At 62.6% G+C, this 26,592-nt stretch carries 21 protein-coding genes and 1 tRNA gene; 12 read left to right on the top strand and 10 right to left on the bottom strand.

The features are described 5' to 3' along the window. The first annotated feature begins 389 nt into the window (after window positions 1–389). Genes ACMFWR_RS14405 through ACMFWR_RS14395 form a run of 3 tightly spaced genes read left to right on the top strand, consistent with a single transcriptional unit; the run spans window position 390 to window position 2,429 of the window. Window positions 390–758, top strand: coding sequence for a response regulator (locus ACMFWR_RS14405; protein ID WP_413192306.1), 369 nt, complete (start codon window positions 390–392; stop codon window positions 756–758). Then, a complete protein-coding gene (locus ACMFWR_RS14400; RefSeq protein ID WP_413192305.1) occupies window positions 751–1,371 on the top strand; it encodes a chemotaxis protein in 621 nt (206 codons plus the stop codon). Before ACMFWR_RS14405 ends, ACMFWR_RS14400 begins: the two co-directional genes overlap by 8 nt. After that, complete coding sequence (locus ACMFWR_RS14395; protein WP_413192304.1) at window positions 1,368–2,429, top strand: diguanylate cyclase; 1,062 nt, start codon at window positions 1,368–1,370, stop codon at window positions 2,427–2,429. Before ACMFWR_RS14400 ends, ACMFWR_RS14395 begins: the two co-directional genes overlap by 4 nt. 22 nt (window positions 2,430–2,451) lie before the next feature. Here the strand turns inward: ACMFWR_RS14395 and ACMFWR_RS14390 are convergent, their stop codons facing one another. The 4 genes from ACMFWR_RS14390 to ACMFWR_RS14375 all read right to left on the bottom strand — a co-directional run bounded on the left by ACMFWR_RS14390 (window position 2,452) and on the right by ACMFWR_RS14375 (window position 5,465). Further along, window positions 2,452–2,661 (bottom strand): hypothetical protein, encoded by a 210-nt coding sequence (locus tag ACMFWR_RS14390; protein ID WP_413192303.1) that lies wholly within the window; start codon window positions 2,659–2,661, stop codon window positions 2,452–2,454. A gap of 436 nt (window positions 2,662–3,097) precedes the next feature. Continuing rightward, the gene (locus ACMFWR_RS14385) at window positions 3,098–3,412 is read right to left on the bottom strand and encodes a hypothetical protein (protein ID WP_413194907.1); all 315 of its coding nucleotides are present in this window, start codon (window positions 3,410–3,412) and stop codon (window positions 3,098–3,100) included. Window positions 3,413–3,595: 183 nt separating this feature from the next. Beyond that, window positions 3,596–4,309, bottom strand: coding sequence for a peptidoglycan DD-metalloendopeptidase family protein (locus ACMFWR_RS14380; RefSeq protein ID WP_413192302.1), 714 nt, complete (start codon window positions 4,307–4,309; stop codon window positions 3,596–3,598). A 244-nt stretch (window positions 4,310–4,553) separates the two neighbouring features. Continuing rightward, window positions 4,554–5,465, bottom strand: a complete 912-nt coding sequence (locus tag ACMFWR_RS14375) for an aldose epimerase (protein WP_413192301.1) — start codon at window positions 5,463–5,465, stop codon at window positions 4,554–4,556. 993 nt (window positions 5,466–6,458) lie between these two features. On the opposite strand from ACMFWR_RS14375, the gene ACMFWR_RS14370 reads away from it, so the two are divergent. The 8 genes from ACMFWR_RS14370 (at window position 6,459) to ACMFWR_RS14335 (ending at window position 18,669) form a co-directional block, all read left to right on the top strand. After that, the gene (locus ACMFWR_RS14370) at window positions 6,459–7,298 is read left to right on the top strand and encodes an undecaprenyl-diphosphate phosphatase (RefSeq protein ID WP_413192300.1); all 840 of its coding nucleotides are present in this window, start codon (window positions 6,459–6,461) and stop codon (window positions 7,296–7,298) included. 117 nt (window positions 7,299–7,415) lie between these two features. Next, window positions 7,416–7,489 (top strand) — tRNA-Arg (locus tag ACMFWR_RS14365). Window positions 7,490–8,131: 642 nt separating this feature from the next. Beyond that, window positions 8,132–9,241 carry a non-hydrolyzing UDP-N-acetylglucosamine 2-epimerase gene (wecB, locus tag ACMFWR_RS14360; RefSeq protein ID WP_413192299.1) on the top strand — a complete coding sequence of 370 codons (1,110 nt, stop codon included), beginning with the start codon at window positions 8,132–8,134 and terminating at the stop codon, window positions 9,239–9,241. 157 nt (window positions 9,242–9,398) lie between these two features. After that, window positions 9,399–11,651 (top strand): cellulose synthase, encoded by a 2,253-nt coding sequence (locus ACMFWR_RS14355; protein ID WP_413192298.1) that lies wholly within the window; start codon window positions 9,399–9,401, stop codon window positions 11,649–11,651. Next, a complete protein-coding gene (locus tag ACMFWR_RS14350; RefSeq protein ID WP_413192297.1) occupies window positions 11,648–14,101 on the top strand; it encodes a glycosyl transferase family protein in 2,454 nt (817 codons plus the stop codon). The genes ACMFWR_RS14355 and ACMFWR_RS14350 overlap by 4 nt, the downstream gene beginning before the upstream one ends. Then, a complete protein-coding gene (locus tag ACMFWR_RS14345; RefSeq protein WP_413192296.1) occupies window positions 14,088–16,712 on the top strand; it encodes an NfrA family protein in 2,625 nt (874 codons plus the stop codon). Before ACMFWR_RS14350 ends, ACMFWR_RS14345 begins: the two co-directional genes overlap by 14 nt. A gap of 74 nt (window positions 16,713–16,786) precedes the next feature. Further along, window positions 16,787–17,614 (top strand): hypothetical protein, encoded by an 828-nt coding sequence (locus tag ACMFWR_RS14340; RefSeq protein WP_413194906.1) that lies wholly within the window; start codon window positions 16,787–16,789, stop codon window positions 17,612–17,614. A gap of 317 nt (window positions 17,615–17,931) precedes the next feature. After that, complete coding sequence (locus ACMFWR_RS14335; protein ID WP_413192295.1) at window positions 17,932–18,669, top strand: NAD(P)H-binding protein; 738 nt, start codon at window positions 17,932–17,934, stop codon at window positions 18,667–18,669. 7 nt (window positions 18,670–18,676) lie between these two features. On the opposite strand, the gene ACMFWR_RS14330 is transcribed toward ACMFWR_RS14335, so the two are convergent. The 6 genes from ACMFWR_RS14330 to benA all read right to left on the bottom strand — a co-directional run bounded on the left by ACMFWR_RS14330 (window position 18,677) and on the right by benA (window position 25,313). Then, a complete protein-coding gene (locus tag ACMFWR_RS14330; RefSeq protein WP_413192294.1) occupies window positions 18,677–19,360 on the bottom strand; it encodes a hypothetical protein in 684 nt (227 codons plus the stop codon). A gap of 580 nt (window positions 19,361–19,940) precedes the next feature. Next, on the bottom strand, window positions 19,941–21,137 hold the full coding sequence (locus tag ACMFWR_RS14325; protein WP_413192293.1) for a phytanoyl-CoA dioxygenase family protein: 1,197 nt from the start codon (window positions 21,135–21,137) through the stop codon (window positions 19,941–19,943). Window positions 21,138–21,333: 196 nt separating this feature from the next. Continuing rightward, a complete protein-coding gene (locus ACMFWR_RS14320; RefSeq protein WP_413194905.1) occupies window positions 21,334–22,119 on the bottom strand; it encodes a 1,6-dihydroxycyclohexa-2,4-diene-1-carboxylate dehydrogenase in 786 nt (261 codons plus the stop codon). A gap of 59 nt (window positions 22,120–22,178) precedes the next feature. Next, the gene (gene benC, locus ACMFWR_RS14315; protein WP_413192292.1) at window positions 22,179–23,201 is read right to left on the bottom strand and encodes a benzoate 1,2-dioxygenase electron transfer component BenC; all 1,023 of its coding nucleotides are present in this window, start codon (window positions 23,199–23,201) and stop codon (window positions 22,179–22,181) included. A 152-nt stretch (window positions 23,202–23,353) separates the two neighbouring features. After that, complete coding sequence (gene benB / locus ACMFWR_RS14310; protein WP_413192291.1) at window positions 23,354–23,848, bottom strand: benzoate 1,2-dioxygenase small subunit; 495 nt, start codon at window positions 23,846–23,848, stop codon at window positions 23,354–23,356. Continuing rightward, a complete protein-coding gene (benA, locus tag ACMFWR_RS14305; RefSeq protein ID WP_413192290.1) occupies window positions 23,838–25,313 on the bottom strand; it encodes a benzoate 1,2-dioxygenase large subunit in 1,476 nt (491 codons plus the stop codon). The genes benB and benA overlap by 11 nt, the downstream gene beginning before the upstream one ends. A 285-nt stretch (window positions 25,314–25,598) precedes the next feature. Here benA and ACMFWR_RS14300 point away from each other — a divergent pair, with 285 nt between their 5' ends. Continuing rightward, the gene (locus ACMFWR_RS14300; RefSeq protein ID WP_413192289.1) at window positions 25,599–26,549 is read left to right on the top strand and encodes a LysR family transcriptional regulator; all 951 of its coding nucleotides are present in this window, start codon (window positions 25,599–25,601) and stop codon (window positions 26,547–26,549) included. Window positions 26,550–26,592: the final 43 nt, after the last annotated feature.

The following is a 26,592-nucleotide window of genomic DNA, read 5'->3' as shown; positions in this document are numbered from 1 at the left end:
TACGACGCGTTACGGCAATTCAAGCAGTTGCAGTAGTCGGAACGCGTCAGGCAGCGCAACCCGATGCAGCACATTCAGGCACGTACGGACAGGCTAGCAACACGCGGCTCACAAGGATACTAGTCTGTGCAGCGAGCGTTTCAAGCCGCTGGCCTTCGTTCTCCGTGCGACTGTCAGCCATTCGACAGCAAAGCGTTGCGCCAGTTGCAAGGTGTTGCTGCAACATGCGGAAACGGCGTATTCGGTCGTCTGAAGACCAAAAAAGCGACGCCCGCTCTCGGTCCCTTATAATTTCTGATCAGATTTATCTAATTTGGGCAAAAGATTCTGGGATTGCTGCCGTTATCCCTTGAGTACACGACCGTCTGACTCTTTTGCCGAGTAGACCTATGGCACTTCCTATCCTCGTCGTCGATGACTCTGCGCTTGCGCGCAAGGTATTGACCAAGGCGCTCCCGGACGACTGGGACGTCGAAGTCTCCTATGCCGCAAACGGCATCGAAGCCCTGGCGCACTATCGCGCCGGCCGCGCATCGGTCATGTTCCTCGACCTGACGATGCCCGACATGAACGGCTATGAGGTGCTCGACGTATTGAAGAAGGAAGAGTTGAACACGTTCGTCATTGTGGTGTCGGCCGACGTGCAAAGCGAAGCCCAGGAGCGCGCAAAGGCTGCGGGCGCGATGGCTTTCATCCAGAAGCCCGTGACCAGCGAAAAGCTGCTGCCGGTCCTGAAGGAATACGGAATCTATGCTTGATTGGGCGTTCACCGAAGAACAGCGCGACGCGCTGCAAGAGGTTGCCAATGTCGGCATGGGGCAGGCGGGCGCACGTCTGGCGCAGTTGCTTGACGCGTTTGTCGCGCTTTCGGTACCGCGTATCCGTCTGATCGAGCGCGCGGACCTTCCCGCCGCCCTCGAAGACATGACGTCGTTCACGGGCTCCGTGACGGCGGTGCGTCAAGGCTTCAAATCGGATATCAACGGCGAAGCGGTCGTCATTTTCGACGGCGACGGGATTCGTGAAATTGCCGCCGCGTTCACGGGCGACGACGATGCGCCGCAGGACGAGCACGACGAAACGGAGGTCGCATACGAAGCGGCCAATATCCTGATCGGCGCGTGCCTTGCCTCCGTCTTCGAACAGCTCAACTGCACGCTGACCTATTCGGCGCCGCGTCTGATCGGCCGGAACATTCCGCTCGATGCCGTCGTGCAGCCCGATACGCTGCACTGGAGCGCCGCGCTGCTGCTTGAAGTGAACTTCGCGCTCGAAGGTCGCAGCTTTCGCGCACACCTGGTCACGCTGACCGCTGATGAATCGATCATCCGGCTGCGTGTCGCGCTGGATGAATTGCTGGCGAGTATATGAAGGATTTGTCCCGGGCGTTGTCGGAGCTGGTGGTCGAGCGGGTCGGTTTCGGAATCTTTGCAGTCGATCGAGATTTCAACCTGCTGATGTGGAACCGCTTTATGCAGGACTACAGCGGGCACTCGTACGACGAGGTCGTCGGCCGCAATCTGTGGGACTGCTTTCCCGATTTGCCGCATGGCTGGCTCAAGCGCAAGTTCGACAGCGTATTCGTCCTCGGCAACTACGCGTTCAGCTCATGGGAGCAGCGCCCGTTCCTGTTCAAGTTCCGGCATGACCGTCCCTTGTCGGGCAGCAACGGATACATGCAGCAGGACTGCACGTTTATGCCGCTGATCGAGGATGGCGTCGTCGTCGCGGTCTGCGTGACGGTCGCCGACGTGACCGAATTCAGCATTCTTCAACGCGAACGCGAAGCCGCACTCAAGCTCGTGCGCGCGAATGCCGATCGCGACGGGCTGACGGGCATTTTCAATCGCCGCTACTTCGAAGAGCAGCTCAGCGTCGCATTCGAGCAGTGGTTGCGCCAGCGCTCGGGGCAATCGCATCCCGCGTCGCCGGAGGCGACGGCCGCAGCCTCAAGTTCAACGGGATCAGCGGGTGCGCAATCGTTAGCGTCAGCAACGGGCGCCACGCAGGAGCAGGGCGAAGGGCTCGCGCTGCTGATGTTCGACATCGATCACTTCAAACGTATCAACGACGATAACGGACACCTCGCCGGCGATCAGGTGCTGCGCGAAATCGCGGCGCGATTGCCTGAAGTGTTACCGCCGGAGCACCTTTTCGCGCGCTATGGTGGCGAAGAGTTTGCCGTGCTGTTGCCGGGTATGGGGCTCGATCAGGCGATGTCGGTCGCGGAGCAGGTGCGTCGCGCGATATCGGAAGACCCGATCGAAAACGGGGACATTCGTTTGTGGACCACCGCCAGCCTTGGCGTGTCGGTCGTTCGTGAAGCGTTCACGCACTACGAGATGTTGATCAACGAAGCCGACGCTGCGTTGTATGCAGCGAAACGGCAGGGCCGCAATCAGGTGGCCGCGCTTCGCATCGGCGGTTGATCGGCAGACGCCTTACTGCAGCTTACGCGGCGCCGAGTCGACGCAAAACCGCGCTGCCTTCATCTGTCAGACGGTATTCCGAGCAATCATTGCAGTCCGCAACGCGGACGGCTTCAACCAGGCTCTCTGCGCGCAGCGCTTCGAGATGCGGGCTGGTTTGTGCGACGCCTGCCGGCGAATGCAGCAGGATCAGCAGTGTGGCGAGTTCGTGCGGGCTCAACAAACGCGGCATGATCGTGACCTTTTACAAAGCGTTCTTCTTTCTGCACCGGCGCGCCATGCGCGCCTGCGACGGATGCAAGGTCGCAGAAAATCGAACGAATTCAAACGAGTCGCCATCTTGCCTGAGCGCGTCGGCTCGCAGGCTACAAGATGTTGCGAAGTTGTGTCGTCCGGTTACGACCGTGCGCGGTGTAGCACTTGTCTGCCCATATCAGGGCAGTCCATGGAGATTTCAAGAGGGTGCTCAATCTGGCTTAAGCAGCTCTTAAAGCTCTCTGGCCTTAAACGCCTTTCCGATGCGGAATATTCCCGGCGCAATGTGTCGGATGTATTTCTTGTGCGACGTTTCCGAATGAAGCCTCGAAGGCACCGCCGGTAGCGATCCCGCGCAGAACCCACTAAGGGGACAGCTAAGAGGGACCGTTACGAGAGTGCCACCGGACGGGTCACTGCTTGCACTTCACGACGAGCGAGCGGTTTTTGACGTTGGCGGAGAAGACGCCTGCTAGCGTGCCACCGGCAGCGCCATTGTCCTGATCCTTCGAGATCACGTCATAGCCGTAGTTGCCGCAGGCCTCGCCGGCCTTCTTGTAGCACTCGCCCCAGTTGGAGTCCGACGAGTCGCCGCTGCAGTTGATCGTAAAGCCCACATCGCCGCTGGGCAGATAGGTGCGGTTCATCGAGGTGGTGCTGCAGCCCGCGGCGAGCAGTGCAAAGCCGAGTGCACAGATCGATGCAATGCCGGACGTCGTGACCGACACCGCGACGAAGGCGCGCTTCGACGTGGGCAACCTGGGCGGTGCGCGAAACGAGTCCGTATCGGCCTTGAAGGAATGCTTTCGAATGGTTGTCATCTGACGCTCTCGTTGCGAGTGATCTGAAAGGCCGCGCGCTCTATGCCGATGCGCGCGACTCTTAACGATCTCAACGAGTGCGTGCGCGGGCTAGCGCGGTGGCAGATAGCGCGTCGGGTCGATCGACGAGCCCTGGTAACGAAGCTCGAAATGCAGCTCCGTGCGGTCGGCGTCCGTGTTGCCCATTTCTGCAATCTTTTGCCCTTGTTTGACCGTTTCGCCTTCGCGAACGAGAAGAGCACGATTGTGCGCATACGCCGTCAGAAAATCGGCGTTGTGCTTGATGATCAACAACATGCCATAGCCGCGAAGCCGGTCGCCGGCGTAGACGACCGTGCCGCTCGCCGCCGCAGCAACCGGCGCGCCATCCGGACCAGCAATATCGATGCCCTTGTTGCCGTTGGGGCCGAAATTCGCAATGACGGGGCCGCTTGCAGGCCAAATCAGCGAGATTTGCGCACTGGCTGGAGGAGGTTTGGGTGCATAAGTCGACGATGCGCCGGGCGAGCCGTTCGACGCATTCGATTGACTCGAGCGAGACGAAGGCGGGCGCGAGCCTGAGGTGTCCGCTCCGGAAGACGAGCCGCCTGTTGTCCGCGCGGTCGTCGCACCGCCGGGCGGCGCGACGCGCAACACCTGTCCGACGTCGATATCGTTCGGATTCGACAGATTGTTCCAGCGCGCGATGGCCGCCACCGACGTGTGATTACGCTCCGCGATATGCGACAGCGTGTCGCCGCGCTCGACGCGGTAATAGCCCGGGCCGACAGGCGCCGAACCGCAGGCGGCGACAAGACTCAGCATCGCAAGCGTCGATGCGCGTGCGATTCCCCGCAAAACCCTCGTTCTCATTATCGACAGCACGGACGCCGCACTCGGTACGGCATCGTTATTCGAAAGGTCCGATTCTACCGGTCGGGACGCTATCTCAATTCATTGAACAGCGAGGGAGCGGTGCACAAAGGGGGGCGTCGCCAAAGCGTGCGCGACTTGAAGTGCTCAACGCGGCATGCGCATTGAGCCAGCCGTTTCGCGGCGATCGCGTCGCTTAGTCGAACCGCGCGGTCAGGCGCAGCGTCGCCGTCTCCGTGGCTCCGGGTGCGACCCAGCGCAGACCGGTGCCGTTGTGGATCGCGTCGGGCAGTCCGAGCCACGGTTCGACGCAGAAGAAGTCCGATTGCTCGTTCTCGGTCCATGTGGTCACTGCGTACCACGGCGCCGGCGAATCACGCAGATCGAACTCGATCGTGCGGCCCAGCGCGGGGGTGCGCACGCTGACGGTGCGATCCGCGTTCGGCACCGCATCGATCACGTGGAAGCGATCCTGAATGCGTGCTTCGTCGAGCGTGTAGCGGCGCTCGCCCGGCTCCGGCGCGCTCAATGCACCGTCGGGTTGATGGAAGCGGCGAGTCGTCGGCGGCAAGTCAATCGTCGTGCCGGCACGCAAGTCGTGCGGCAAAACGAAGTAGAAGTGGTGACCCGCGTAATAGGGCATCGGAGTGTCACCGCGATTTTCGGTCACGAGCGATACCTCGAGCGTATCGGCCGACAGCAGCGTGAAGACGGCCGAGAAACTGAACGCGAACGGATACACGGCGCGCGTGGCCGGCGAGTCTGTCAGCGTCATGGTGACACTTGGCTTGGGGCTCGTCGTGTTCGCGGTGACCGCAAACACCGAGTCGCGTGCGAAGCCATGCGCGGGCAGGGCATAGACGTTCCCGTCGTGATCGCGCCATTTGCCGATTTCCCCGTCGACACGATGCCGGCCAAGGAACGGAAACAGCAGGGGGTTCCCACCGCGCACCTTTGCCGGATGCGACCAGTCCGCATCGGCGGGCCAATGGATCAGATCGTGCCCACCGACCTGCCACGTCAGCAAACGAGCGCCGATTTGCGGCGCGGCGCGCAGGTGGCTGCCGTCAAGCGAGAGTTCGATGATGTCGTGGCCCTGAAAAGTCATCGCGATGAAGTCCGGTGGAGGTTGAACCGCGCGTGCGCAGCAAGGGCGGCGCGGGAAGCGTGACAAGCATACCGGCGATACCGGCGGGCGTCGCGCCTGGCGATGCTGCACCCGCGCTGGCGGCGCGAAGCGACATTCTGTCCGCTCGAACGTGGTTGCACCTTTTAGGATTGAGCGCGAGTTGCAGTGCGGGCGGCGCGAAGGGCGTGCGATCGCGCGGTGGATAAGCCGACCCCAAATAGTGGGCTGAAGGCGAGCCGAAAGTGATGTGAATTCAGGGGAGGGCCGAGGAGCCGACCAAAAGCCGCTCGACGCCAACCCGAAGGCGACGCAAAAACGCGCCAACGCGGGAGCCAAAAAAAAGCCCGCTCTCATTGGAGCGGGCTAGCAACTTCCCCGTAGCATTGTCTTTGAGCACCTTGAGTCGAACGATCGATGCGGCGGCCGATCTGTCCGCGTCCTGAGCCCGTCGTGGCGGGCGGCGCAGCCTGGAAATACGACTCAAAAGGCTGTGGCAGAAGTGTCCGTGCCACAAGATGACGCGTATTTTGCCGTGAATGCCGCGCGACGCGTGCGGGAGATTTTGGGGCTGTAGCGCATCCACAACTTGACGTTCACGCCCGTTGCGCTCGGATATTTTTCGCGATTCGAAGGCGTGGCGCGGCATTCAGGCGAGTTGGCTCCGTTGTCGGTTCGCCAAACACGCCGGATCGTCTGCACGGTGGTCACGAGGTTGCAACTCGCATCGTCGGTCGACGTGTCGGGTTGCGCGTGCAGCGGCGTATCGGACACTGAAGCTTTTCAGGTATCGCAGGTTCGACGCCACGCGGCTGCCACGCGCTTGGCGGGTGCGGCACCGGCGGGCATAATCGTGCGCACCCTGACCCTGGCGTGCTGCATTGCAACGATGCTTTCAAGCGATGTCAGGGTGTTGTTTTTTGAACTTTAATCGTCGATCCATCGGGTCGATCCATCTTCATTGAGGACCGTCGCGTGACTCTCGCATTCCTGCTTTTCCTGAGCGTCCTGCAAGGCGTGACCGAACTGTTTCCGGTCAGCAGCCTGGGCCATACGTTGCTCGTGCCGGCGCTGTTCGGCATGCACCTGGACAAACACGCGCCGCAGTTGATTCCGTTTCTTGTCGCCCTCCATCTGGGTACTGCGCTCGCGCTGCTGCTGTACTTCGGGAAGCGCTGGATCTCGCTGGTGCGCGGTTTCTTTGGTTCGCTCGCGGGCCGCGGCGGCGAAGACGGTCATATGGCCTGGGCGCTGATCATTGGTACGATCCCCGCCGGTCTGATTGGCCTGCTGCTCGAGAAGAAGATCGAAAGCCTCTTTCACGACATGCGTATCGTCGCGGCGGCGCTGGTCGTCAACGGTGTGCTGCTGTGGCTGGGCGACAAGATCCAGCGCCGCACGGCGTCGCGTCTGCTGTCGTCGCCTACGCGCCTGACATTCGGCCAGGCAGCATTTGTCGGCATCGCGCAGATCGGCGCGCTGATTCCGGGTTTCTCGCGTAGCGGCCTGACCATGATCGCCGGTGCACGCGTGGGCCTGTCGGCAGAGAAGGCAGCGGAGTTCTCGTTCCTGCTCGGCACGCCGATCATTCTCGCGGCTGGCGTACTCGAGTTGCCGAAGCTGCTGCATAACCACGCGCAGCTGATGGACGCGCTGCTCGGCGGCGCACTGACGTTTGTCGCAGCCCTGCTGAGCATTACGTTCCTGATGAAGTATTTCGAAGGTCGCGGCCGACTGACGACCTTTGGTGTGTACTGCATGATCGCGGGCATCCTGTGCCTGGGCTGGTTCTTCCTGCACCCCGAACTCGCGTGATGCGCGACACGCGCCCGGTTGTCGAGCGCGTGTCGGCTTACGTGTAGAATCGCGGACTCGCTGTCGTGCGCGTTGTAAGCGTGACTGATGGCGAGTTTGGTACGACGTGATTCCGATGCGGCAGTAGCTCAGCTGGATAGAGCAACGGCCTTCTAAGCCGTAGGTCGGGGGTTCGAGCCCCTCCTGCCGCGCATCGCTTCCTCGCTGTTTTCTCTGTCGGTTATCTCCTTTTACCTCCCGTCAGTTCGCCCTTCGACGCCGTCTCGTGGTTTGCGCACAGCGCGATCTCATTTGATTTTCACCGACGTATTTCCCAATATATTGAAACGCAGCACATCATTCAGATGTGATCGTTTCAAACGGCTTTCGTCGATTGCTGATGGTTTTTTGGTCAGTCGTCTAAATATATTTAAATCGCGACGCCAGCCGCCGATAAAACGCGGATTTCAGACGCGGAATGGCATCGTTCTACCGATTCATCGAGGACCAACGAGAAGGTTCGGATTCAGCGCATTCGTGCGTGACGGCAAATAATTTGCTCGCGCGCGGTGAATCACCCTGCGCAGATTGGCTTCACCGGAAAATTCTTCTGCCTCCAGTGCCCATATCGTCATGTCGATCTTTTGTTCTGGGCAGAGGTGGAAATAACGCCCAAACGAGTGTTTGAGACAGGATTTGTTACGACGAATCATTTTCCGGATAAAGATTTTTTACAATTTTCGATTTACGAGAATAAAATCCGGCGTGCTTAAATTTTTTCAACGAAGAATTTAAACACGCGGTGACCCATGAGGGTTTTATCGATTTTCGGGACGAGGCCTGAGGCAATCAAGATGGCTCCGCTGGTTCGTGCGCTCCGCGAGGAGCCTGCGATCGAAGCGATGGTCTGCCTCACGGGACAGCATCGGCGCATGTTGCAGCAGGTGCTCGATGTATTCGATATCACGGCCGAGTACGACCTCGACGTGATGACGGAAAACCAGTCGCTAAACGCGCTCGCTTCGCGTGTGCTGCATTCGCTCGACGATGTGCTTGCGGATGCGCGCCCCGATCGCGTGCTTGTCCACGGCGACACGACGACGGCGTCAGCCGCCGCGCTGGCTGCATTTCATCGGCGCATTCCGGTCGCGCATGTCGAAGCCGGATTGCGCACTGGCAATCTGCGCCAACCCTGGCCCGAAGAAATGAATCGCCGCGTCGTCGACATGCTCAGCGACCTGCGGTTTGCGCCCACTCACGTCGCGGCCGCCAACCTCGCACGGGAGCAACTGCCGGGGAAGACAGTCGTCACCGGCAATACCGTGATTGATGCGCTCAAGCTCGCCACGTCGCGAATCGACGCGAGCGCGGTGTTGCGGACGTCGCTCGATGAGCGCATTGCCTTCATTCACCCGGGCCAGCCGCTGATTCTGGTGACCGGGCATCGCCGCGAGAGCTTCGGTCGCGGATTCGAACAGATCTGCGCGGCGCTGGCGGATATCGCCCATGCGCGCGAGGTGCAGATCGTCTATCCGGTGCACCTGAATCCGAACGTGCAAGAGACCGTCAGACGCGTGCTCCATGGCATACCGAACGTGCACCTGATTGCGCCGCAGAACTACATGGGCTTCATGCGTCTTCTGCAGCGTGCGGCGATCGTTTTGACGGACTCGGGCGGCGTGCAGGAAGAGGCGCCGGCGCTTGGAAAACCGGTGCTCGTCATGCGTGACGTCACGGAGCGGCCTGAAGCCGTCGAGGCCGGTACAGCCAGGCTTGTAGGCACGCAGCGGCAATCCATTTTCGACGCAGTGATCGAGCTCGTTGACAACCCGCAATCCCGGGCGGCGTATGCGCGACGTGTCAATCCTTACGGCGATGGTCAAGCGTCGGCGCGGATCGTTGCAGCGCTGGCCGGTCGCGCATTTGAAGAGTTCGACGTGCGCGAGACAGTACGCGCTGCCTGAGTGACCTGACCTTCCCGCGGCACGCTGTTTGTCGTCATTCGTTGTTCCCTGCTGTCACGCCTCACTTGTTGAGCCATCGAATCTTCTGACGAAAAAACACGACCTTATGCGTATCTGGCGTAGTCACACATCGCGCGAAATTCTTGATCGACTCACAATGCGCGCGACCTTCGCACTCAGGCTGCAACGCAGACTGACGCATACGGCCGTGGTGCTTGCAGCTGCAAGCCTCGCGTCATCACCGGTCTGGGCGGCCCCGCAAAGCGACGTGTCCGACGCTTTCTCGCAACTGGGGCGCGACGCCATACAAACACGTGTGGTGTCGCTCGAGGAGCTTGGCATTCATACGAGCGTCACGCTCAACGCGCCCGATACAACGCGAGAATTCTTTCTGCCGGTACCCGCGGGCGTGCCGATTTCCGACGCAACGTTGCAGCTGAACGGCGGGTATGTGCGTGGCGACGGCGGTCGCACGACGATGCTCGTGTCGCTCGACGGATCCCCCGTGCTCGCACGTTCATTCACGCAAGCCGACGGCACGGCTGCGGCCAATGTCGGTGTCGACGGTGCTGCTCGCGATTCGGGCTACGTGCGTGTGGGGATCGGTTACGCATCGGTCATTAACGACAACGTTTGCACGGACCAGACCGCGATCGGCAACGTCCTGCGCATCGATCCGTCGACGCGGCTGACCTATCGATTCAATCCTGCCGACGTCCGCGATCTGCGCACGGCATGGAGTGCGCTCCCTCACGAACCCGTCGTGGCGATCGCGTCGACCCGCTTGCAGGCCGCAACGTATGACACGGCGTGGCGCGTCAGCGCTTTGCTTGAGCGCGACAGCAAGCAACCTGTGGTGCAGGCGGTGCCTTCGGTAGGGGAGGCGATCGCGGGTGGCACGACCACGTCGAACGACGGCAGCGGCGCGAACGCGAGCGTGCCGCCAGCCTTGCGCGTGATTCCGGCATTCGATGCCATTGCGCGTGCGCTGAGCGCTCAAGGCAGCAGGATCGCAGACCCGGCACAAGCGGGCGCTTTGATCGCACTGGCGCCGCACACGATCTTCGGACCCGACGTGATGGTGGTCGACGACGCCATGCGCACGTCGATTCATTCATCGCTCGACGCGTTGCGCGCACAGATCGCCGCTGCGGCCCCCGATGCCCTCACGGCGTTTGACGACTGGCGCCATCGTTCCATCGACCCTGTTGTCGCGCCGCTCGCCACGGGCGAGGTGCGGCTAGTGCACTACGGCACGCGTACGGTCATCGTCGTGGGCGACAACCGCGGCCTGGCCGTGCTTGCGCAAGGATGGCGGCCGATCGATGTCTCGAACCGGCTGGTCGTTCACGAAGCCGGCCCGGGGGCACGCACGACGGGCGACATGATCCGTCTGTCCGATCTCGGTGGCGAGCCGCGCAGTGTCGACGTGCACGACACGGCGTCATGGGAAGCGCGCTTCGATATGGCTGCGGCCTCGGCCAACGGGAAGTTGCCGGCTGATGTCGTGCTCGATCTCGCCGCGTCCCCGACGTTGTCGAACGGCGGTGCAAGCGCGACCGTCTATATGAATGACGTGATGATCGGCGCGAAGCTGCTCAACGTCGACGGCAAGCGTCAGCGCATCGACGTGCCCATTCCTCGCTATGCGCTCGCGCGCACCAACACCTTGCGCGCCACATTCCGGCGGCAGCCCGATGCCGGTTGTCAGGCTCGACAGTCCTATCCGGTCGCCGTGCTGCCCAGCAGTTTTCTAAGGCTGGCATCCGGAACGCCGCAGGACGATTTCGTCGGCATGGCCATGCGTTATGCATCGGCGGCCCAGGTGATCGTGCCGCAGGCCTATCTCGACGACGCGCTGCATAGCGTGCCGCGTGTGGCGACCCTGTCGGGTGCCACTGGCGTCGCGTCGCTGCTCGCCTCGTTCTCCGTGATTCCAAACGGCGGTACGGCGAAGCCGGACGGCGCTTTCCTCGCCGCGGATGTCGGACTCGACGACGAGAAGGATCACGCGGTCTTCACGCGGGATCATCTCGCGCTGACGTCCGAGTCGGGCGATCGGCTGATCGATGTCTCCGGATTGCGTCGCGTCGCGGTGCTGAGTGTCGCGCGTTCAGGCGAGCAAGCCGGCATCGTCTATCGCTCGACGGGAGACGAACCTGTGCTGACCGATCGCCTGCAGCTCTCGCGCGGCGATATTTCGATCGTCGACGCGAGCGGAGAGCTTCGTCACTTCGACACGGTGCACCCCGATGATCTGGCCGATGCGGATGCACAGAGCGGGTCAAGCGTGCAATGGGTGACGCGCCACTGGATGCGGTGGGCCATTCCCGCGGCTCTGCTCGTGTTGCTGATCATCGTGGTCATCGCGGCACGCCATACGCGTCGCAAACATCGGGACACGCCGTGATGCTCGCGCTGATCCGGTGGTATGGCGCGCTGTTCGTCGCCGATTACTACACCGCGCTTGAACATGTCGCGACGATCGTTGCTGTGTTGATCCTGATATCGAGCGTCGACGATCTGTTTATCGACGCGTGGTACTGGACCCGGGCGTTCGTGCGGCGTGTCACCGTCGAGCGACGTCACGCGCCGCTGCGCGTCGAACAGCTTTACGAGCGCCCCGAACAGCCGCTCGCGATCATGATTCCCGCGTGGCACGAGCACGATGTGATCTCGTCGATGATCGAAGACATGGTGCGGGTGCTCGACTACCGCGCTTATACGATCTTCGTGGGCACGTATCAGAACGATGCGCCGACGATCGCGGAAGTCGAACGCATGCGGCATCGCTACAAGCATCTGCATCGTGTCGAAGTCCCGCATGATGGCCCGACCTGCAAGGCTGATTGTCTGAACTGGGTTGTGCAGGCCGTCTTCCGCTATGAGTTCGAAGCCGGGATCGAGTTCGCGGGCGTGGTGATGCACGATAGCGAAGACGTGCTGCATCCGATCGAACTCAAGTTCTTCAACTACCTGCTGCCGCGCAAGGACATGATTCAGTTGCCGGTCGCGTCGCTCGAGCGCGACTGGTATGAACTTGTCGCAGGTACCTATATGGACGAGTTCGCTGAATGGCATGCGAAGGATCTCGTCGTACGCGAGAGCCTCGCGGGCTACGTGCCGTCGGCCGGCACCGGGACGTGCTTTTCGCGCCGGGCCATGCTTGCGCTCGTCGACGCGACAAAAAGCCAGCCGTTCAATCCCGACAGCCTGACCGAAGACTACGACGTCGGCACGCGCATCGCGAAGCTCGGCATGCAGTCGATTTTTCCACGGTTTCCCGTGCAGTTTTCGACACGTCGGCGCGCGTGGTTCGGTTGGGGGCCTGAACGCGAGGTACGGATCACGATGCCCTTATGCGTGCGTGAGTACTTCCCGGACACATGGCGCGCGGCGACGCGACAGCGTGCACGCTGGACACTGGGTATCGGCTTGCAGGGATGGCAGTTCACGGGATGGAGCGGTTCGATCGCCAATCGCTATCTGCTTTTGCGCGATCGCAAGGGCACGATCACCGCGTTTGTCAGCATGCTGGCGTATGTGCTCGTCGTCCAGTTCCTGCTGTTTGCACTCGCTTCGCTCGTCGGCGTGGCACCCGATCTTTTCCCGTCGCCGTTTATCGATTCCACCTGGACGCAGTGGCTGCTCGCTGCGAATTTCGTCTCGCTGTCGTTACGCGCCGTGCAGCGCGTGATTTTCACGACGCGTCTCTATGGCTGGGAACATGGGGTCTTGTCGGTGCCGCGACTCGTGATCGGGAATTGCGTGAATTTTCTTGCGGTGTCGCGTGCGTGGCGTTTGTTTATCGTGCACGTCGTGACGGGCAAGCGGCTCGCGTGGGACAAGACGATGCACGACTTTCCCAGCGCGGACGGGCTGCGCAACACGCGGCAAAACCTTGGCGAATTGCTGCTGTCCTGGCAAGCCATCGATGAACGCAAGCTCGCCATCGCGCTCGAGGATGAGCACGCGCGCAATGCACCGCTGGGTCGTGTACTGATGGCGCGCGGCTGGCTCGACGAGGAAACGCTGGCCGAGGCGATGGCGTTTCAGGCGGACTTGCCGCGCGGCACGTTCGATGCGGTCAAGCTGCGCGACAGCGCAGCGGGCCTGCCGATCGATGTGCTCGTGCGCAACCGGGTGCTGCCGCAAGGGGTCGACGAACACGGACACGCGATCGTCGTTGCTGCGAGTCAGCCCGAAGACCGATTGCTCGCGCAGCTTCGTGCCATGACCGGCCATACGGTCGCCGTGAAAATCGTTCGGGAGAGCGAGGTGGCGTCGGGGTTGCGCGTGTTGCGTGACGTCGAAGTGCCGGCGGCCGTCGTCCCTGCGGGTGGCGGCGCGTTCGAGGCGCCGACTGGCGAATCGCCGGGTGAAGCGGCGACTGCAGCCACCAATGCAGCCACGAGCGAAGCCCTGGCGCCGGATTCGGCGCGCGCAATGCCAACGGTTGTCGCGTTCCGCGGAGTGCCACTGCTCGGTGACTTGCTGATCGAAATGCGGCTCGTCACGCGCGCCGTATTTGAACAAGCGCTCTCGACCTATAAGCCCGACGAGGATGGCCGTATCGGGGACTACCTCGTTGCACGCGGTGCCATTCCGGCGGAGGCACTCGAGCGCGCGCTGACGCAACAGGCACGACTCGAGCGCGAGCACGAAGCGCGCTGGCGTCCGATCGGCGGAACGATGCCGTTGCGCGTGCCGAATGCAGCGAATGCAGCGAATGCGGCGTCGACTGCGGCGAGCGCGGCTGCAGGTGCAAATACCGAAGCCTCAGACACGGCGGCGTCGGACTCGGACGTCTCGAACGCCGAAACGTCGTCAACGCGAGCAGGGCACAATGCGAAGGAATAGCGCGCCTCGATGGCGCTCGATCCTCGCGACGTGCCTCTGTGCGGCGAGTGTGTTCTCGATCGTGTTGCATATGTCAGCGGCGCGTGCTGACGAGGATCTCCCATTGCCGCTCGCGGGCGCAGCGTATGGCGTGGCGCAGCGAGCCTACGATGCTTACGGAGCGCACGAGTACGCGCAGTCCGCCGCGCTCGCTCGCGAAGCGATCCGTCAGCGGCCTGATGTAGTTGAGCTTCGCGTGCTGCTTGCGAACGCGCTTGCCGCACAAGGGCGGCGCAGTGATGCAGAGCACGTACTCGACGTGGCCATCGCCAAGCTAGGGCCGCGACATGCGCTGGTCGATCGTCGTCACCAGATCGGTACGGCTTTCGCCTCGGGTGTCGGAGGGGGCAGTGATCTCGGCGATATCCATGGCCCGGCCTTCACTATGGCTCGCTCCGCATACAGCGAATACGCGCGAGGCGACTACGACGCGTCGATACGCGACATCCGCGCAGCCATCGACAAAGCGCCGGATGTTGAACGACTACGTTATCTGTTGATCGATGCGCTGAGCGCAGAACACCGCGATCTCGACGCGTATGCGCAGATCGTTGACGCGACGCGCCAGTTCGGCGACAGCGAACCCTTGCGGACGCGGCGCACGTATCTCGGCGCGCGCATTGCCGATGGCTTGTCGCGCGATGCTGAGGATGCGCGTGGTCGCGGCGATCTGCCGAAGGCGACCGAACTGTCGCGAGAGGCTGTACGCTTTGCGCCCGATCGACGCAGCGTTCAATTGCAGTTGGTCTCGCTGCTATTTGAGCAGGGCGAGTTTGCCGAGGCTGAGGGGCCGGCTTTCGCGATGACGGCACTCGATGCGCATGATGCGCTCGCATGGTCCTTGCGCGCATACTCACGCACGGCAATCGGCGATCAGGACGGCGCGCAAGCGGACGCCGTCAAAGCACTTGAATCGTCGGAGGGCAGCGTCACACGTCGCGATGCCCGCGTCGCGCGTGCCATCGTCGCCGACATCTGGACGGGCGAAGGTCGGCAAGACGCAGCGCTTTCGCTGCTCGACGGGATGCCTCCAGTTAACGACGATACAGACGCCATAATCGCCGTGCGTCGTTATCGCGCGCGACACGCTGCGGCTGCTGCCGCCACTGCCGCTATCAATGCCGCAGCTTCGATCGACCCGCGCTTGCGCCCCGTGTTCGACTGCCGGGCCGACGACAACGGTGCGTCGTGCGACGTGTACGCGGGAGATCCGGGATTCGAAGCAGCACGTGAAGCCCGACTCGCGACGGCTCGCGGAGACCATCAGGCCGCTGTCGACGCGGCCCGTCGCGCGGTCGCCGAGGCACCGGACGACGCGCAGCATCGGCTCGCCCTGATCGACGCACTGAGTACTGAGGGCGACGCGCAGGAGGCAGCCGCGCAAGCGCGTGACCTGATCGCTCAAGGGCAGCTCGACGGCATGACCGACATGCAGGCCGCGTTTATTGCCCAACGTGCGGGAGATGACCGGCTCGCCGTCGAGCATTTTGAAGCGGCGGACAAGGCAGGGCAAATGCCCGCGTCGTCGTATGCCGACGCGGGCTACGCCGCGATTCGTAGCCATCACAACGAGCAAGGCGCCGCGTGGCTCGAACGCGCGATCGACCATATGGAGGCGACGGGTACGGCAGCAAACGACGGGTCCTACGCCCAGGAAGTGCCTGCGCAGGGGAAAACGTCGGCGAGCGACACGTCAACGGCGTCGGGCGAGGGCGCGAACGAAGACCCCGGCGTTGCTTCGGGCATAGGCAGTAACGCAGGTGCCGCGGCCGGCTCCGGCACAGATACGCATGATCGTCGCAGTTCGGCGATCGACGATGCTCGCGCGGCGCACGCTGAGGCGACTCGAAACTGGGGCTTCGACGCGTCGGTCAACTATCGGCAGGGTGGGACGCAAGCGGGTTTTGAGCCGAGTCCGGTGCCGGGTGCCGCGAACAACTGGCAAACCGGAGCCGAGGTCTGGTGGCGCCCGTTGGGCTACCTTGGCGGCCCCGACTTCCAGGTCTATGCGCGCGCCTACGAGAGCTTCGGTGTAAAGGGAGGCGGGCCGTCCGGCGCGAGCACGTCTGAAGCGGCGTTCGGTGCACGGGTCAAACCGTTCGCGACGGTCAACGCGATCTTCGCGTTTGAACGCATTGTGCCGATCGGCGCCGACGCTCGTGGCGACTGGCTCGCGCGCGCCGCGTGGTCTGACGGGTTCGGTACAGCGCTGCGGCACGATGTGCCGAGCTGGTGGACCGGGGTGGCTTACGCGGAGGTTGGCCACTATATCGAGCATCCGTCGACGTATGGCACCGCGACGCTGCGTTTCGGGCGCACGTATGATGTCCCGTCGATCAGCCCGAACCTGACGGTCTTTCCTCATGCTGTGCTGGGTGCGGACTATGATTCGACGATCGACCATAGTGTGCCCCTTGGTATCGGAGCGGGCGTATCGACACGCTACTGGTTCCGCGGCGACCGGTACGACACGCCGCGCTCATTCGTCGACGTGTCGCTCGAATACCGGTTCCGCATCGCAGGTGATGAGCGTGCACGTGGCGTGTTCTTCGGCGCGGTGTACTCCTGGTAGCTTCGATGGATGTGAGCGTGAACAAGGTTTTGTCCGCTGCCCAGGCCGCATGTGCGATCGCGCTATGCGTCGCCATGTTGCGGCCGGCACAGGCACAGGCACAGGCACAGGGCGCATCGGTGCATCTCGTCGACGGCATCGTCTGGCAGCCGGACAACGCGCATAGCGATCCGCGAGGGGCGTGGGATCGGCTCGGCGCGCACGAGCTGCTCGTACAGTGGACCGCCGTCGACGGACAAGCCTTCACTCAGGGGACGAATCTCGCATCGGCACCTCGGCAACCCGACTGGAGCCGGATTGCAAACGAGCCGTGGGCGCGCAGCGTGATCGTGGGCCTGGCGGGGCGATTCGATGAGAAGTCGGCGCGCGAGGGTGCGGTCGAATTGCTCGCCGAGTCGCGCGCGCTGGCGAAGTCTCCGCCGCCCGTGCATATCGCAGGTTGGTACTTTCCCGTCGAAGTCGATCCGACTTGGACCGATGCGCACGCACTGCGCGCGGTGCTGGATGCGCTGCCACGGCCACTTTGGATCAGCGTGTACGACCGCGCCAATATCGGAGGCATGCCGCTTGCCGAATGGCTGGCCGGGTGGCTGCCTCCCGATGTGGGCGTATTGCTTCAAGACGGCGTCGGCGAATACGCACGTGAACCCCGTGTTTCGCGGGACTATGCCGATGCGCTCTCGACGAAGCTCGGCCGGTCTCGCGTGCGCATCATTGCCGAGGCGTTCCGCCCGAATCCCGGAGGCGGTTTCCGAGCGGCCACGGCAGATGAGCTAGTGCCGCAACTTGAAACGTATCGCGGCTATACCGTCTACTTGTTCGATGGTCCGCATTACGTTGGAGACAAGTTGATCGGGAAGGTTATCGACAAGGTTTCGCATCCAGGTGCGACCGGCCAGTGAGGCATTTCAATGCGAAGCCTAAGCCTAAGCCTAAGCTGAGCACCCAGCACCCAGCACCCAGCACCCAGCACCCAGCACCCAGCTGCACCGGCGTAACACGGTCCGCTCAATCGGTATGCCCACCAGGTGATTCCTATAGCGGTTACCTCGTTTTCGCACGAAATGGCTATGTCTGGAAGACCAACCCGGTCGTATGCTGGATTCGCCATCGACGACGGAATCGGACCGTCGCCCGCTATCCGGTAACTGGCGTCCACTCACATGGGCCGACCGCGCACCGATATGTAACGATGGAGAAAACATAACGAGAGGCTCGGATGGTGCAGACAGTATTCCTTGCAGGTGCGTCGGGTGCGGTTGGACAGATACTGGCGCCCATGCTGGTCGCCCATGGCTATCGGGTCTACGGCACCACGCGTCACGCGCAGCGCGCGGAGCGACTCGCTGCACAGGGCGTCGTTCCAGTCGTTGTCGATGTATTCGATCCAAACGCATTGAACGAGGCGATCGGGGCGGCGAAACCGTACGCCGTCATTCACCAGTTGACCGCACTGCCTCCCGGGCTGGATCCGGCCAGAATGCCCGCTGCATTGATCGAGAACGCCCGGATACGCGACGAAGGGACGCGCAATCTTGTCGCGGCCGCTGTCGGCGCAGGTGCACGGCGGATCATTGCGCAAAGCGTTGCATGGGCGTATCGACCGGGCACCGTGCCCTACGACGAAACCCAGCCGCTCGATACGGAAGCGGCCGCGCCGCGTTCGGTGACGGTCAACGGCGTGATCGCACTTGAACGCGCCGTGCTCGAATCTCCGATGGTCGGCACAGTGCTGCGCTATGGCCGCTTTTACGGCCCAGGCACGGGAGCCGATGTCGCACCGGGCCCCGGGTCTGTTCACGTCGAGGCGGCAGCACATGCCGCATTACTCGCGTTGCGCTATGCGGACGGGGGCGTCTTCAACGTGGCGGAAGAGGGCGGTGATGTGACATCCGCTCGAGCGCGCGATCTGCTCGCTTGGAGCGATGCGTTCCGCGTCGAGCGCGTTCAGCAATAGTGCCCCGCTAACCACCCTCAGTCGACGGATCGAGCGCCACAGTAGCGCGCACCGGATGCGACACCGGCTGCGTGTCGAGCGCAACACTCGGCAACGGAAACCAGGGCCCTTCCGAAGGCAGCGTGACCTCGACGTAGTGCGCGAACTTGCCATAGCGCGGCGGCGCGGGCAACGGTGCAACGTTCGCCGCCGTGACTGCGGGATTGAAGCCCGCTGCCGGCAGGGGCGGGGGCACGTCGGCGTCGTCGTCATCGGCCGCATCGAGCGCCGTGACGAGCATCGCTGTGTGAGCGTCAGCCGGAGGCTGCGCCGATGGAGGCATCGGCGACAACGGCAGATGGGGCACGACAGAGGGATCGGCCGGCAGCGGCGGCACGGCAATTCGCACGATCGGTCCGGCGAGCGACTGACACGTGTCCGCCATGCATTCGATACGCGCAAGCGTTTCCGCACGCATCGTCGTGCCCGCATGCAACGTGGCAATGCGGCCAAAGGATTCCCGCCCCGCCTTGTCGTACGTGTAGGGGTGGGTTGACGACCCGAGTTCGATCGCACTCGTTGCGCTGAATGCGCAAGCGAGCAGGCTCGCCATCGAGACAAGCGTCAGGGTGACCCGTGCACGGCCGGCTTCAGCCGTGTCCGACATTCGCTGGTGGTCGACAACGATGTCGTCGTTCGCGTAAGAGATCATGAGCGTTCTTCCCCGAATCGATCATGTCATTCCGGCGACGGTGCACGAAGGCTCTGTGATGGCCCGCTTATGAGTGCATCGACAACCGGGCCGGCGAGCGGATAGTGTGCGCGATGCAACGTCGCGCGACGCTACTGCAAGCCCGGCGCATCAGTCGGAAAACGCTGTCAGGTTGTCCAGGCATGCCCGTGATCGGGCCAGCATGCATCGAACGGCGAGTCGATCGGCGTGTGCCCGAGCGTCCGAGAAACGACGCGTGTTGAATCGGGCAATCGCACAATCTTGTGCATGGACAAGGCAATCTGCGGCAACGTGTGGCGACGGATGCGGCAATTCATCATGCGCGCATTTGCACGTGCGGTGTGTGGCCTTCCCCACGTAACGACCCGACAATCTTGCGTCGTTTTTGACCACGCCAAAGCGTCGTCGGAGCCTTGAAAACAGGCGCTCGCAAGCGAATCGAGGTATCCGCGTGAACACGTGCGGGCTTTGCGGTAAGCGAGTGCACGCTGCGAGATAGGGGCGGCCGCGATTCTCGTCAGCGAACGCAAAAATACGACGCAGCAGGCGTTGAAAATCGTCAAATACTCTGACGTTTGCGCTGCTGCGCGCGCACCGCATCGCAAAACGCCATTTCACTCCACGCTTCGTCGATCGCGCGTCGCATGAGCTGTTGTTGACTCTCGGGAGCGAGTCCGCCGACGGGCGGATCCGTGTCGAGATTCGTGGGGAACGGGTAACCTTCAGCACACGATGCGATGGCCGCGCCGACCTCGTCGACGTCAAGCGCTCCGCTCGCACGTAGTGTGCGCAGCACAGGATAGAGCGCGATCGACATGCGCGTGCGATCGACGGTTTCCATCGCGCGGCCATAGGCGGACGACACTTGAAGCAAATTGGCCATGCGCGAGATATCTGCGGTGCGATTGTCTCCCGCGGCGTGAAAGAGGGCGGGATTAAAAAACACGGCATCGCCTTTTTGAAGCGGAAGCTGCACACAGTGCGCTTCAAAATGCGCTCGGAATTCGGGGCGCCGCCATGCGAGGTAGCCCGGTGCGTAACGTTGCGAGAACGGCAGCAATTTGGTCGGACCGCTTTCGACGGGCATGTCGCCGTGAGCGACCGCGCCTTGCAATGTCAGCAACGGTGACATCGTGTGCACGTGCGCGGGGTAGCGCAGTGCTTCTTCGTTGGTCTGGAAGCCGAGGTGATAGTCGCGGTGTGCCTGCTGCGCCGCGCCGCCAGGACGCACGACGTTGATCTGCGACGTCATCTGGTAGTGCGGGCCGAGCCATGCTTCCGAGATCGCCGCGATAAACGGGTTTGCGTAGTAGCGCGCAAAAACATCCGGCTCGAGCATGCAGAGCTTCTCGAGTGCATTCCAGATCCGGTCGTTCGCGCCCGCCTTGGCAAAGTGGTCCGCGCCGCTGGCACCGGATTCGCGCTCTTGCACGACGATGGATTCGAATATCGCCGTCGCGGCATCGATCACCGCGGTGTCTTCATAAGCAGCACGTAGCACGAGCACGCCCGCACCGTGCAGCATGACGTCGACCCATTCGGCGAGCAGCGCCGCGCGTTCGCTCGCGACACGCAACGTGCCGCGCAATGCAGGGCAGTCATACACAGGGACGCCCCGCTCAACGCTTGCGGCGTAGTGAAGGCGCTGCTCGGCATCGCCGGGCGCGAGCGCCGCGACGAAATCGTCGAGCTTGCAGTCAGCGTCGCTATACCAGACTGCATGCGCTGGCTGCGGGTTCAGGCTCCCGTGTTTCATGGCGTCTCCGGATTCGTCTTGTCGTGGAGACGAGGATATCGCCGTGCGCGCCGGCAGCGGGCGCGCAGAAACATCAAAATCACATCAAATGCGCGCTTCACCGCAGGCACGAAATTCGGTCGCTGCGCGCATTGCGGTAGTTTGAGATGACGCGACTGATCAGGGATCAGCCTCCCGGCGCGACATCGACCTCCGTTTAACCCAAATCGCCACCGGCCACCGGGACTACCGTCCCCGTCACGTACGACGCGGCACTCGATGCAAGGAACAGAATCGGCTCGACCTGCTCTGCAATCGTGCCGTATCGATGCATGAGGCTCGATTCGACGGTCTGGTCGACGACTCCCTGATACCACGTGCGTTCCTGTTCGCTGGCGGGTGCATCGCCACGTGCCACGCGTCGGGGCGGGGCCTCGGTGCCGCCCGGTGCGACTGCATTGACGCGAATGCCGTGCTTCGCGTGCTCGAATGCGAGCGAGGCGGTGAGTGCATTGACGCCGCCCTTGGCGGCTGAATACGGCACGCGGTGCACGCCGCGCGTCGCCACCGACGACACGTTGACGATCACGCCCGACCGGCGTTCGATCATCGACGGCAATACCGCACGGCAGCACCAGAGTGTGGGGAACAACGATCGCCGGATTTCCGCTTCGATCTGGTCGATCTCGTAGTGCTCGTACGGTTTCGCCCAGATCGTGCCGCCGACGTTGTTGATCAGGATATCGACGCGTCCGAATGTATCGAGCGCGAACTCCGTGACCTGTGCAGCGCCGTCGTAGTGCTCGAGATCGGCGGTCATCGACCGTGCATTGCCTTTGCCCTTCTGGATGGCGTCCGCGATTTCATGCACGATGGGCGACCGATCCACGGCGACGACGATGCCGCCCTCCGCGCCGATCGCGCGCGCGACGCCTTCGCCGATGCCTTGTGCGGCGCCTGTCACGATCACAACCTGATCGTCAAAGCGTCCGGGACGGCGCAAAGACCCTGCTGATTCGTGTACGGGCGTTGTGCTGACCTTTTGGGTGACCGGCGTAGCGCTCATGCTTCGACTCCCACGGTGCTCGGCGCGAACTTCTCGAAGTAGAAATTCGCGGGCTCGATCTGATTCGATTTGAGCCAGTGGCGCACGGCCTCGACCATCGGCGGCGGACCACAGACGTAAATGTCAACGTTGCCGTCGTGCAAGGCGGTGGACGGCAGATGCGCGGTCACATAGCCTTTGCGTGGATGCGCGCTTGCGTCGCTCGCCACACAGGTCGAGTACGTAAAGTTGGGAAGCTGCGCAGCGAACCGTTCGATCTCGTCGATTCCGACGAGATCGGCGTCGTTTGTCACGCCATAGACCAGATGGATCGGCTGCGTCTCTTCGCGTGCAGCAAGAGAGGCCAGCATCGACAGAAACGGCGCGAGGCCGGTTCCGCCTGCAAGCATCACGACCGGACGCTTGACCTCACGCAAGTAGAAGCTGCCGAACGGGCCCTTGAATTGCATCGACGTAGCGAGCGCGGCTTCATGCCGAAGGTAGCGGCTCATTTTGCCGTCGGGCACATCGCGCACGAGGAAACTCACGTGCGACGCTCCCGGCGGTGAACTGAAGGAATACGCACGGGTTTCGTCGCTACCTGGGATCGTGACGTTCGCATATTGGCCTGGCAGAAAGTCGAGCGCGCGTTCGCCTTCGAGTGCAATCGAGAACGTCAGTGTCGTTGCGGTATCGCGATTCAGGGATTGCAGCGTGCCGCGGACTTCGCTGACGCCGGTCTTGCACGCGGCCGCCGATGCGGCAATTCGCACCACGCAGTCGCTCTTCGGGCGCATCTGGCACGCAAGCACAAACCCGTCGCGCGCTTCGTCGTCACTCAATGCATCTTCGATATAGCTACCGCCGTCGTAGCGTCCCGACTCGCAATGCCCCTTGCACGTGCCGCAGGCACCGTCGCGGCAATCGAGCGGCACGTTGACACCCTGGCGATAGGCCGCATCGGCCAGCGTTTCGTCTTCTGCACAGTCGATAAAACGCGTGGTGCCGTCTTCGAACTGGAGCGCGATGGAATGATTCATGGCAAACCTCGATGCTTGGCCGCCCGGGCGACGCGACTCGACGGTCGGCGCGAAGCGGTGTCTGTGTGAAAGGCAGGTATGGCGACGGGCAACGGACGCACAGTGTCGGTGCGCCGCGCCGCGGACGACGTCCGCGTCGCATTCATACGAAACTAGATGTGATACACATCAATGACGTGATGGATGTAGTCGTTCTTGAGCACGACCTGCTTGCGCTTGATTTTCGGCGTGCCATCCGAGGTCTCGATCTCATACTCGGAGGTGCCGAAATAGCTGTCGGTCGTCTTGTAGCGATAGCTGAGCGTGTGCCAGTTGAATCGCACCGTGTGACGATCGCGCTCGACGTCGCTGCCAATCAACTCGACGTTGGAAATCTGGTGCGCCGTGCGCGGTTCGGGCGTGCTCGCGCTCGAACGTTCGGTCTTGATCCGGAAGACGCGGTCTTCGAGGCCCTGACGGCTGCCGTAATAGATCAGCGAGATTTCGCGCTCGGGGTCGACAGTCAGGCTGCCGTCGTCATCCCAGGCGGGCATCCAGAACACCGCGTCGGGCGCGTAGCACGTGAGCCACTCGTCCCATTGCTTGTCGTCAAGCAACCGTGCTTCGCGGTAGAGAAACGCACGCACTTGTTCGAGATCAAAGGCCATGATGGGACTCCTCGTGAGTGCAGTTGGCGACTGGCAACGCATCGCCATCGCCAAGGGTGTCGGCATGCGCGTCGCATGCGTCAGGCGGGGCACTTGCCACCCTGGGCGTGTGGCGCTCGAATGCCGCAGCGGCGCGCATCGTGTCGAGCCAGTAACGGTGCTGCACGGCAAACAGTCCTTCGTCTTCGGTCTTCACGCCGCTCATTTTCGGATTGAGCCCGATCTGCTTCGCGGCGTCGTCGGGCCCGTCGACCCAATGCGTCGCGCCCCGGCACATGTCATTCCACGGCAGCGCCGATGCGGCATAGCCTTGCTGGCACGCGCGGAATTCTTCGAGATCGTCAGGCGTAGCCATGCCGCTCGCATTGAAGAAATCTTCGTATTGCCGGATCCGGTGCGCACGCGCTTCGGCAGATTCATTGCGCGGCGCGATGCAGTAGATCGTCACTTCGGTCTTGTCGACCGAGATCGGGCGCAGCACACGAATCTGGGAACTGAACTGATCCATCAGATACACGTTCGGGTAGAGGCACAGATTGCGCGAGTTGCCGATCATCCAGTCGGCGCGCGACTCGCCGTACGCGGCAACAAGCTCGTCGCGACGCGAAAACGCCGGCCGGTCCTCGGGGTTCGACCATTTGCTCCAGAGCAGCAGGTGCCCGTGTTCGAACGAATAAAAGCCGCCGCCTTGCTTGGCCCACTTCGATGCGTCCATCGCGCGCACGTTGTCGCCTTCGGCGGTGCTTTTGCGACGTCCCGTTGTGGCCGCGTAATTCCAGTGCACCGAACTCACGTGGTAGCCGTCTGCACCGTTCTCCGTCTGGAGTTTCCAGTTGCCGTCGTAGACATACGTCGATGCACCGCGCAGGACCTCGAGGCCGTCGGGCGACTGGTCGACGATCATGTCGATGATCTTTGCGGCCTCGCCGAGGTGTTCGACGAGCGGCGGCACGTCGGCGTTGAGGCTGCCGAACAGGAAGCCGCGATAGCTCTCGAAGCGCGCAACGCGGGCGAGATCGTGGCTGCCGTCGCGATTGAAGCTTGCGGGGTAGCCCGCTTCGGCCGGGTCCTTGACCTTGAGCAACTTGCCGCTGTTGCCGAACGTCCAGCCGTGAAACGGGCAGGTGAAACTCGACTTGTTGCCGCGTTTGTGACGGCACAGCATGGCGCCGCGATGCGAGCACGCGTTGATCAGCGCATTGAGCTCGCCTTGCTTGTTGCGCGTGATGACGATCGGCTGCCGCCCGATATACGTCGTGAAGTAGTCATTCGGGTTCGGAATCTGGCTCTCGTGAGCGAGATAGATCCAGTTGCGCTCGAAGATATGCGTCATCTCGAGATCGAACAACGTGGCGTCTGTGAACGCTGCGCGGTTCACGCGGTAGACCTGGTCGACCGGGTCCTCGACGAGCATGGTGTCGAGCAGCTGTTCGACAGGGCGATGAAAGGTGATGGGGCTAGTCATGCGCGGCTCCTGATTCGACACCTGTCTGCCATGCGGCGGGCAGGGGCCTGACGGGCCGGATCAACGGCGTGCGCGATGCGCTCCACTCCGCGTCACGAGGCGTGGGGTCGCGTTGTCTCCGGTCATTTTGGTTTTTCCGTGTTCCCATCCGCGTCGGATAGGCGTACATCTGTCTTGCTCGAAAAGGTATTGTTTTGATTTCGTACCGTTGAGCTAATGATAGGAACCGCTACATAAGCGTGTCCAAGATCACTCTCGTATCTTTGAATACCCTGAAGGTATCGTATGGACATCCGCCAATTGCGCTACTTCGTGGCCGTTGCGACCACCCAGAACTTCACGCGCGCTGCCGAACTGCTCAATATTTCGCAGCCGCCGTTGAGCCGTCAGATCCAGCAGATCGAAGAGGAAGTCGGTACGCGGTTGTTCGAGCGCGGCAGCCGGCCCGTCAAGCTGACGGAGGCGGGGCGCTTCTTTCTCGCGCACGCGAGCCGGCTCGTCGAGCAGACTGACGACTTGCCCAAGCTCACGCGACGGATCGCGCAGGTCGAGCGGCGGCTCGTGATCGGGTTCGTGCCGTCGACGCTGTATGGCGCATTGCCGATGGTGGTGCGGCGGTTCCGGCAGGCGCGGCCCGAGACGGCGGTGACGCTGACCGAGTTGTCGACGGTCGATCAGCTTCACGCGTTGCACAGCGGCGCGATCGATGTGGGCTTCGGGCGGATTCGCATCGACGACACGACCGTGCGGCGGCAGATTCTGCGGGAGGAACGACTGATGGTGGCGCTGCCCGACGATCATCCGCTGGTTCAACGCGTGAGTCCGCTCAGCCTCGCTGTGCTGGCGCGTGAACCGTTGATCGTCTATCCGCGCAAGCCGCGGCCGAGCTACGCGGACCAGGTGCTCGCGGCGTTCCGTGAGCGCGGGCTCGAAGTGGAAGCCGTGCACGAGGTCAACGAGCTGCAGACCGCGTTGGGTCTGGTTGCCGCAGGGGTGGGTGTTGCGCTTGTGCCGGCCGGGGTGCGGCGGCTCAAGCGCGATGATGTGGCGTACTGCGAACTCGACGACACCTCGATCGTATCGCCCGTGATCATGAGCACGCGGCTCAGCGACAACTCGGCGGATATCGGGCTGCTCTACGACCTGATCCAGCAGATTTACGTCGAGCGCGGCATCGAGCCGTATCGGGACGGCAGTGGTGCGTCGGCGAATGCGCCGTGGAGTAAGAAGTCGTAGTGAGGTTTCGGGGAGCGGCAAACAGCGGGCGCTTTTTGTTCCC

The organism is Pararobbsia alpina, assembly GCF_965118125.1.
GTDB classification, from domain to species: Bacteria; Pseudomonadota; Gammaproteobacteria; order Burkholderiales; family Burkholderiaceae; genus Pararobbsia; species Pararobbsia alpina_A.
Note: the sequence above shows the minus strand (reverse complement) of the source record. Positions and strands in the feature narration are given on the sequence as shown.

Bases quoted from the DNA above. Each gene is read 5' to 3' on its own strand.
- ACMFWR_RS14380 (WP_413192302.1), bottom strand. From the start codon at position 4,309: ATGCTGAGTCTTGTCGCCGCCTGCGGTTCGGCGCCTGTCGGCCCGGGC.
- ACMFWR_RS14335 (WP_413192295.1), top strand. From the start codon at position 17,932: ATGGTGCAGACAGTATTCCTTGCAGGTGCGTCGGGTGCGGTTGGACAG.
- ACMFWR_RS14330 (WP_413192294.1), bottom strand. From the start codon at position 19,360: ATGATCTCTTACGCGAACGACGACATCGTTGTCGACCACCAGCGAATG.
- ACMFWR_RS14390 (WP_413192303.1), bottom strand. From the start codon at position 2,661: ATGCCGCGTTTGTTGAGCCCGCACGAACTCGCCACACTGCTGATCCTG.
- ACMFWR_RS14395 (WP_413192304.1), top strand. From the start codon at position 1,368: ATGAAGGATTTGTCCCGGGCGTTGTCGGAGCTGGTGGTCGAGCGGGTC.
- wecB (WP_413192299.1), top strand. From the start codon at position 8,132: ATGGCTCCGCTGGTTCGTGCGCTCCGCGAGGAGCCTGCGATCGAAGCG.
- benC (WP_413192292.1), bottom strand. From the start codon at position 23,201: ATGAATCATTCCATCGCGCTCCAGTTCGAAGACGGCACCACGCGTTTT.
- ACMFWR_RS14400 (WP_413192305.1), top strand. From the start codon at position 751: ATGCTTGATTGGGCGTTCACCGAAGAACAGCGCGACGCGCTGCAAGAG.
- ACMFWR_RS14375 (WP_413192301.1), bottom strand. From the start codon at position 5,465: ATGACTTTTCAGGGCCACGACATCATCGAACTCTCGCTTGACGGCAGC.
- ACMFWR_RS14325 (WP_413192293.1), bottom strand. From the start codon at position 21,137: ATGAAACACGGGAGCCTGAACCCGCAGCCAGCGCATGCAGTCTGGTAT.
- ACMFWR_RS14405 (WP_413192306.1), top strand. From the start codon at position 390: ATGGCACTTCCTATCCTCGTCGTCGATGACTCTGCGCTTGCGCGCAAG.
- ACMFWR_RS14345 (WP_413192296.1), top strand. From the start codon at position 14,088: ATGCGAAGGAATAGCGCGCCTCGATGGCGCTCGATCCTCGCGACGTGC.
- benB (WP_413192291.1), bottom strand. From the start codon at position 23,848: ATGGCCTTTGATCTCGAACAAGTGCGTGCGTTTCTCTACCGCGAAGCA.
- ACMFWR_RS14355 (WP_413192298.1), top strand. From the start codon at position 9,399: ATGCGCGCGACCTTCGCACTCAGGCTGCAACGCAGACTGACGCATACG.
- ACMFWR_RS14340 (WP_413194906.1), top strand. From the start codon at position 16,787: ATGTTGCGGCCGGCACAGGCACAGGCACAGGCACAGGGCGCATCGGTG.
- benA (WP_413192290.1), bottom strand. From the start codon at position 25,313: ATGACTAGCCCCATCACCTTTCATCGCCCTGTCGAACAGCTGCTCGAC.
- ACMFWR_RS14300 (WP_413192289.1), top strand. From the start codon at position 25,599: ATGGACATCCGCCAATTGCGCTACTTCGTGGCCGTTGCGACCACCCAG.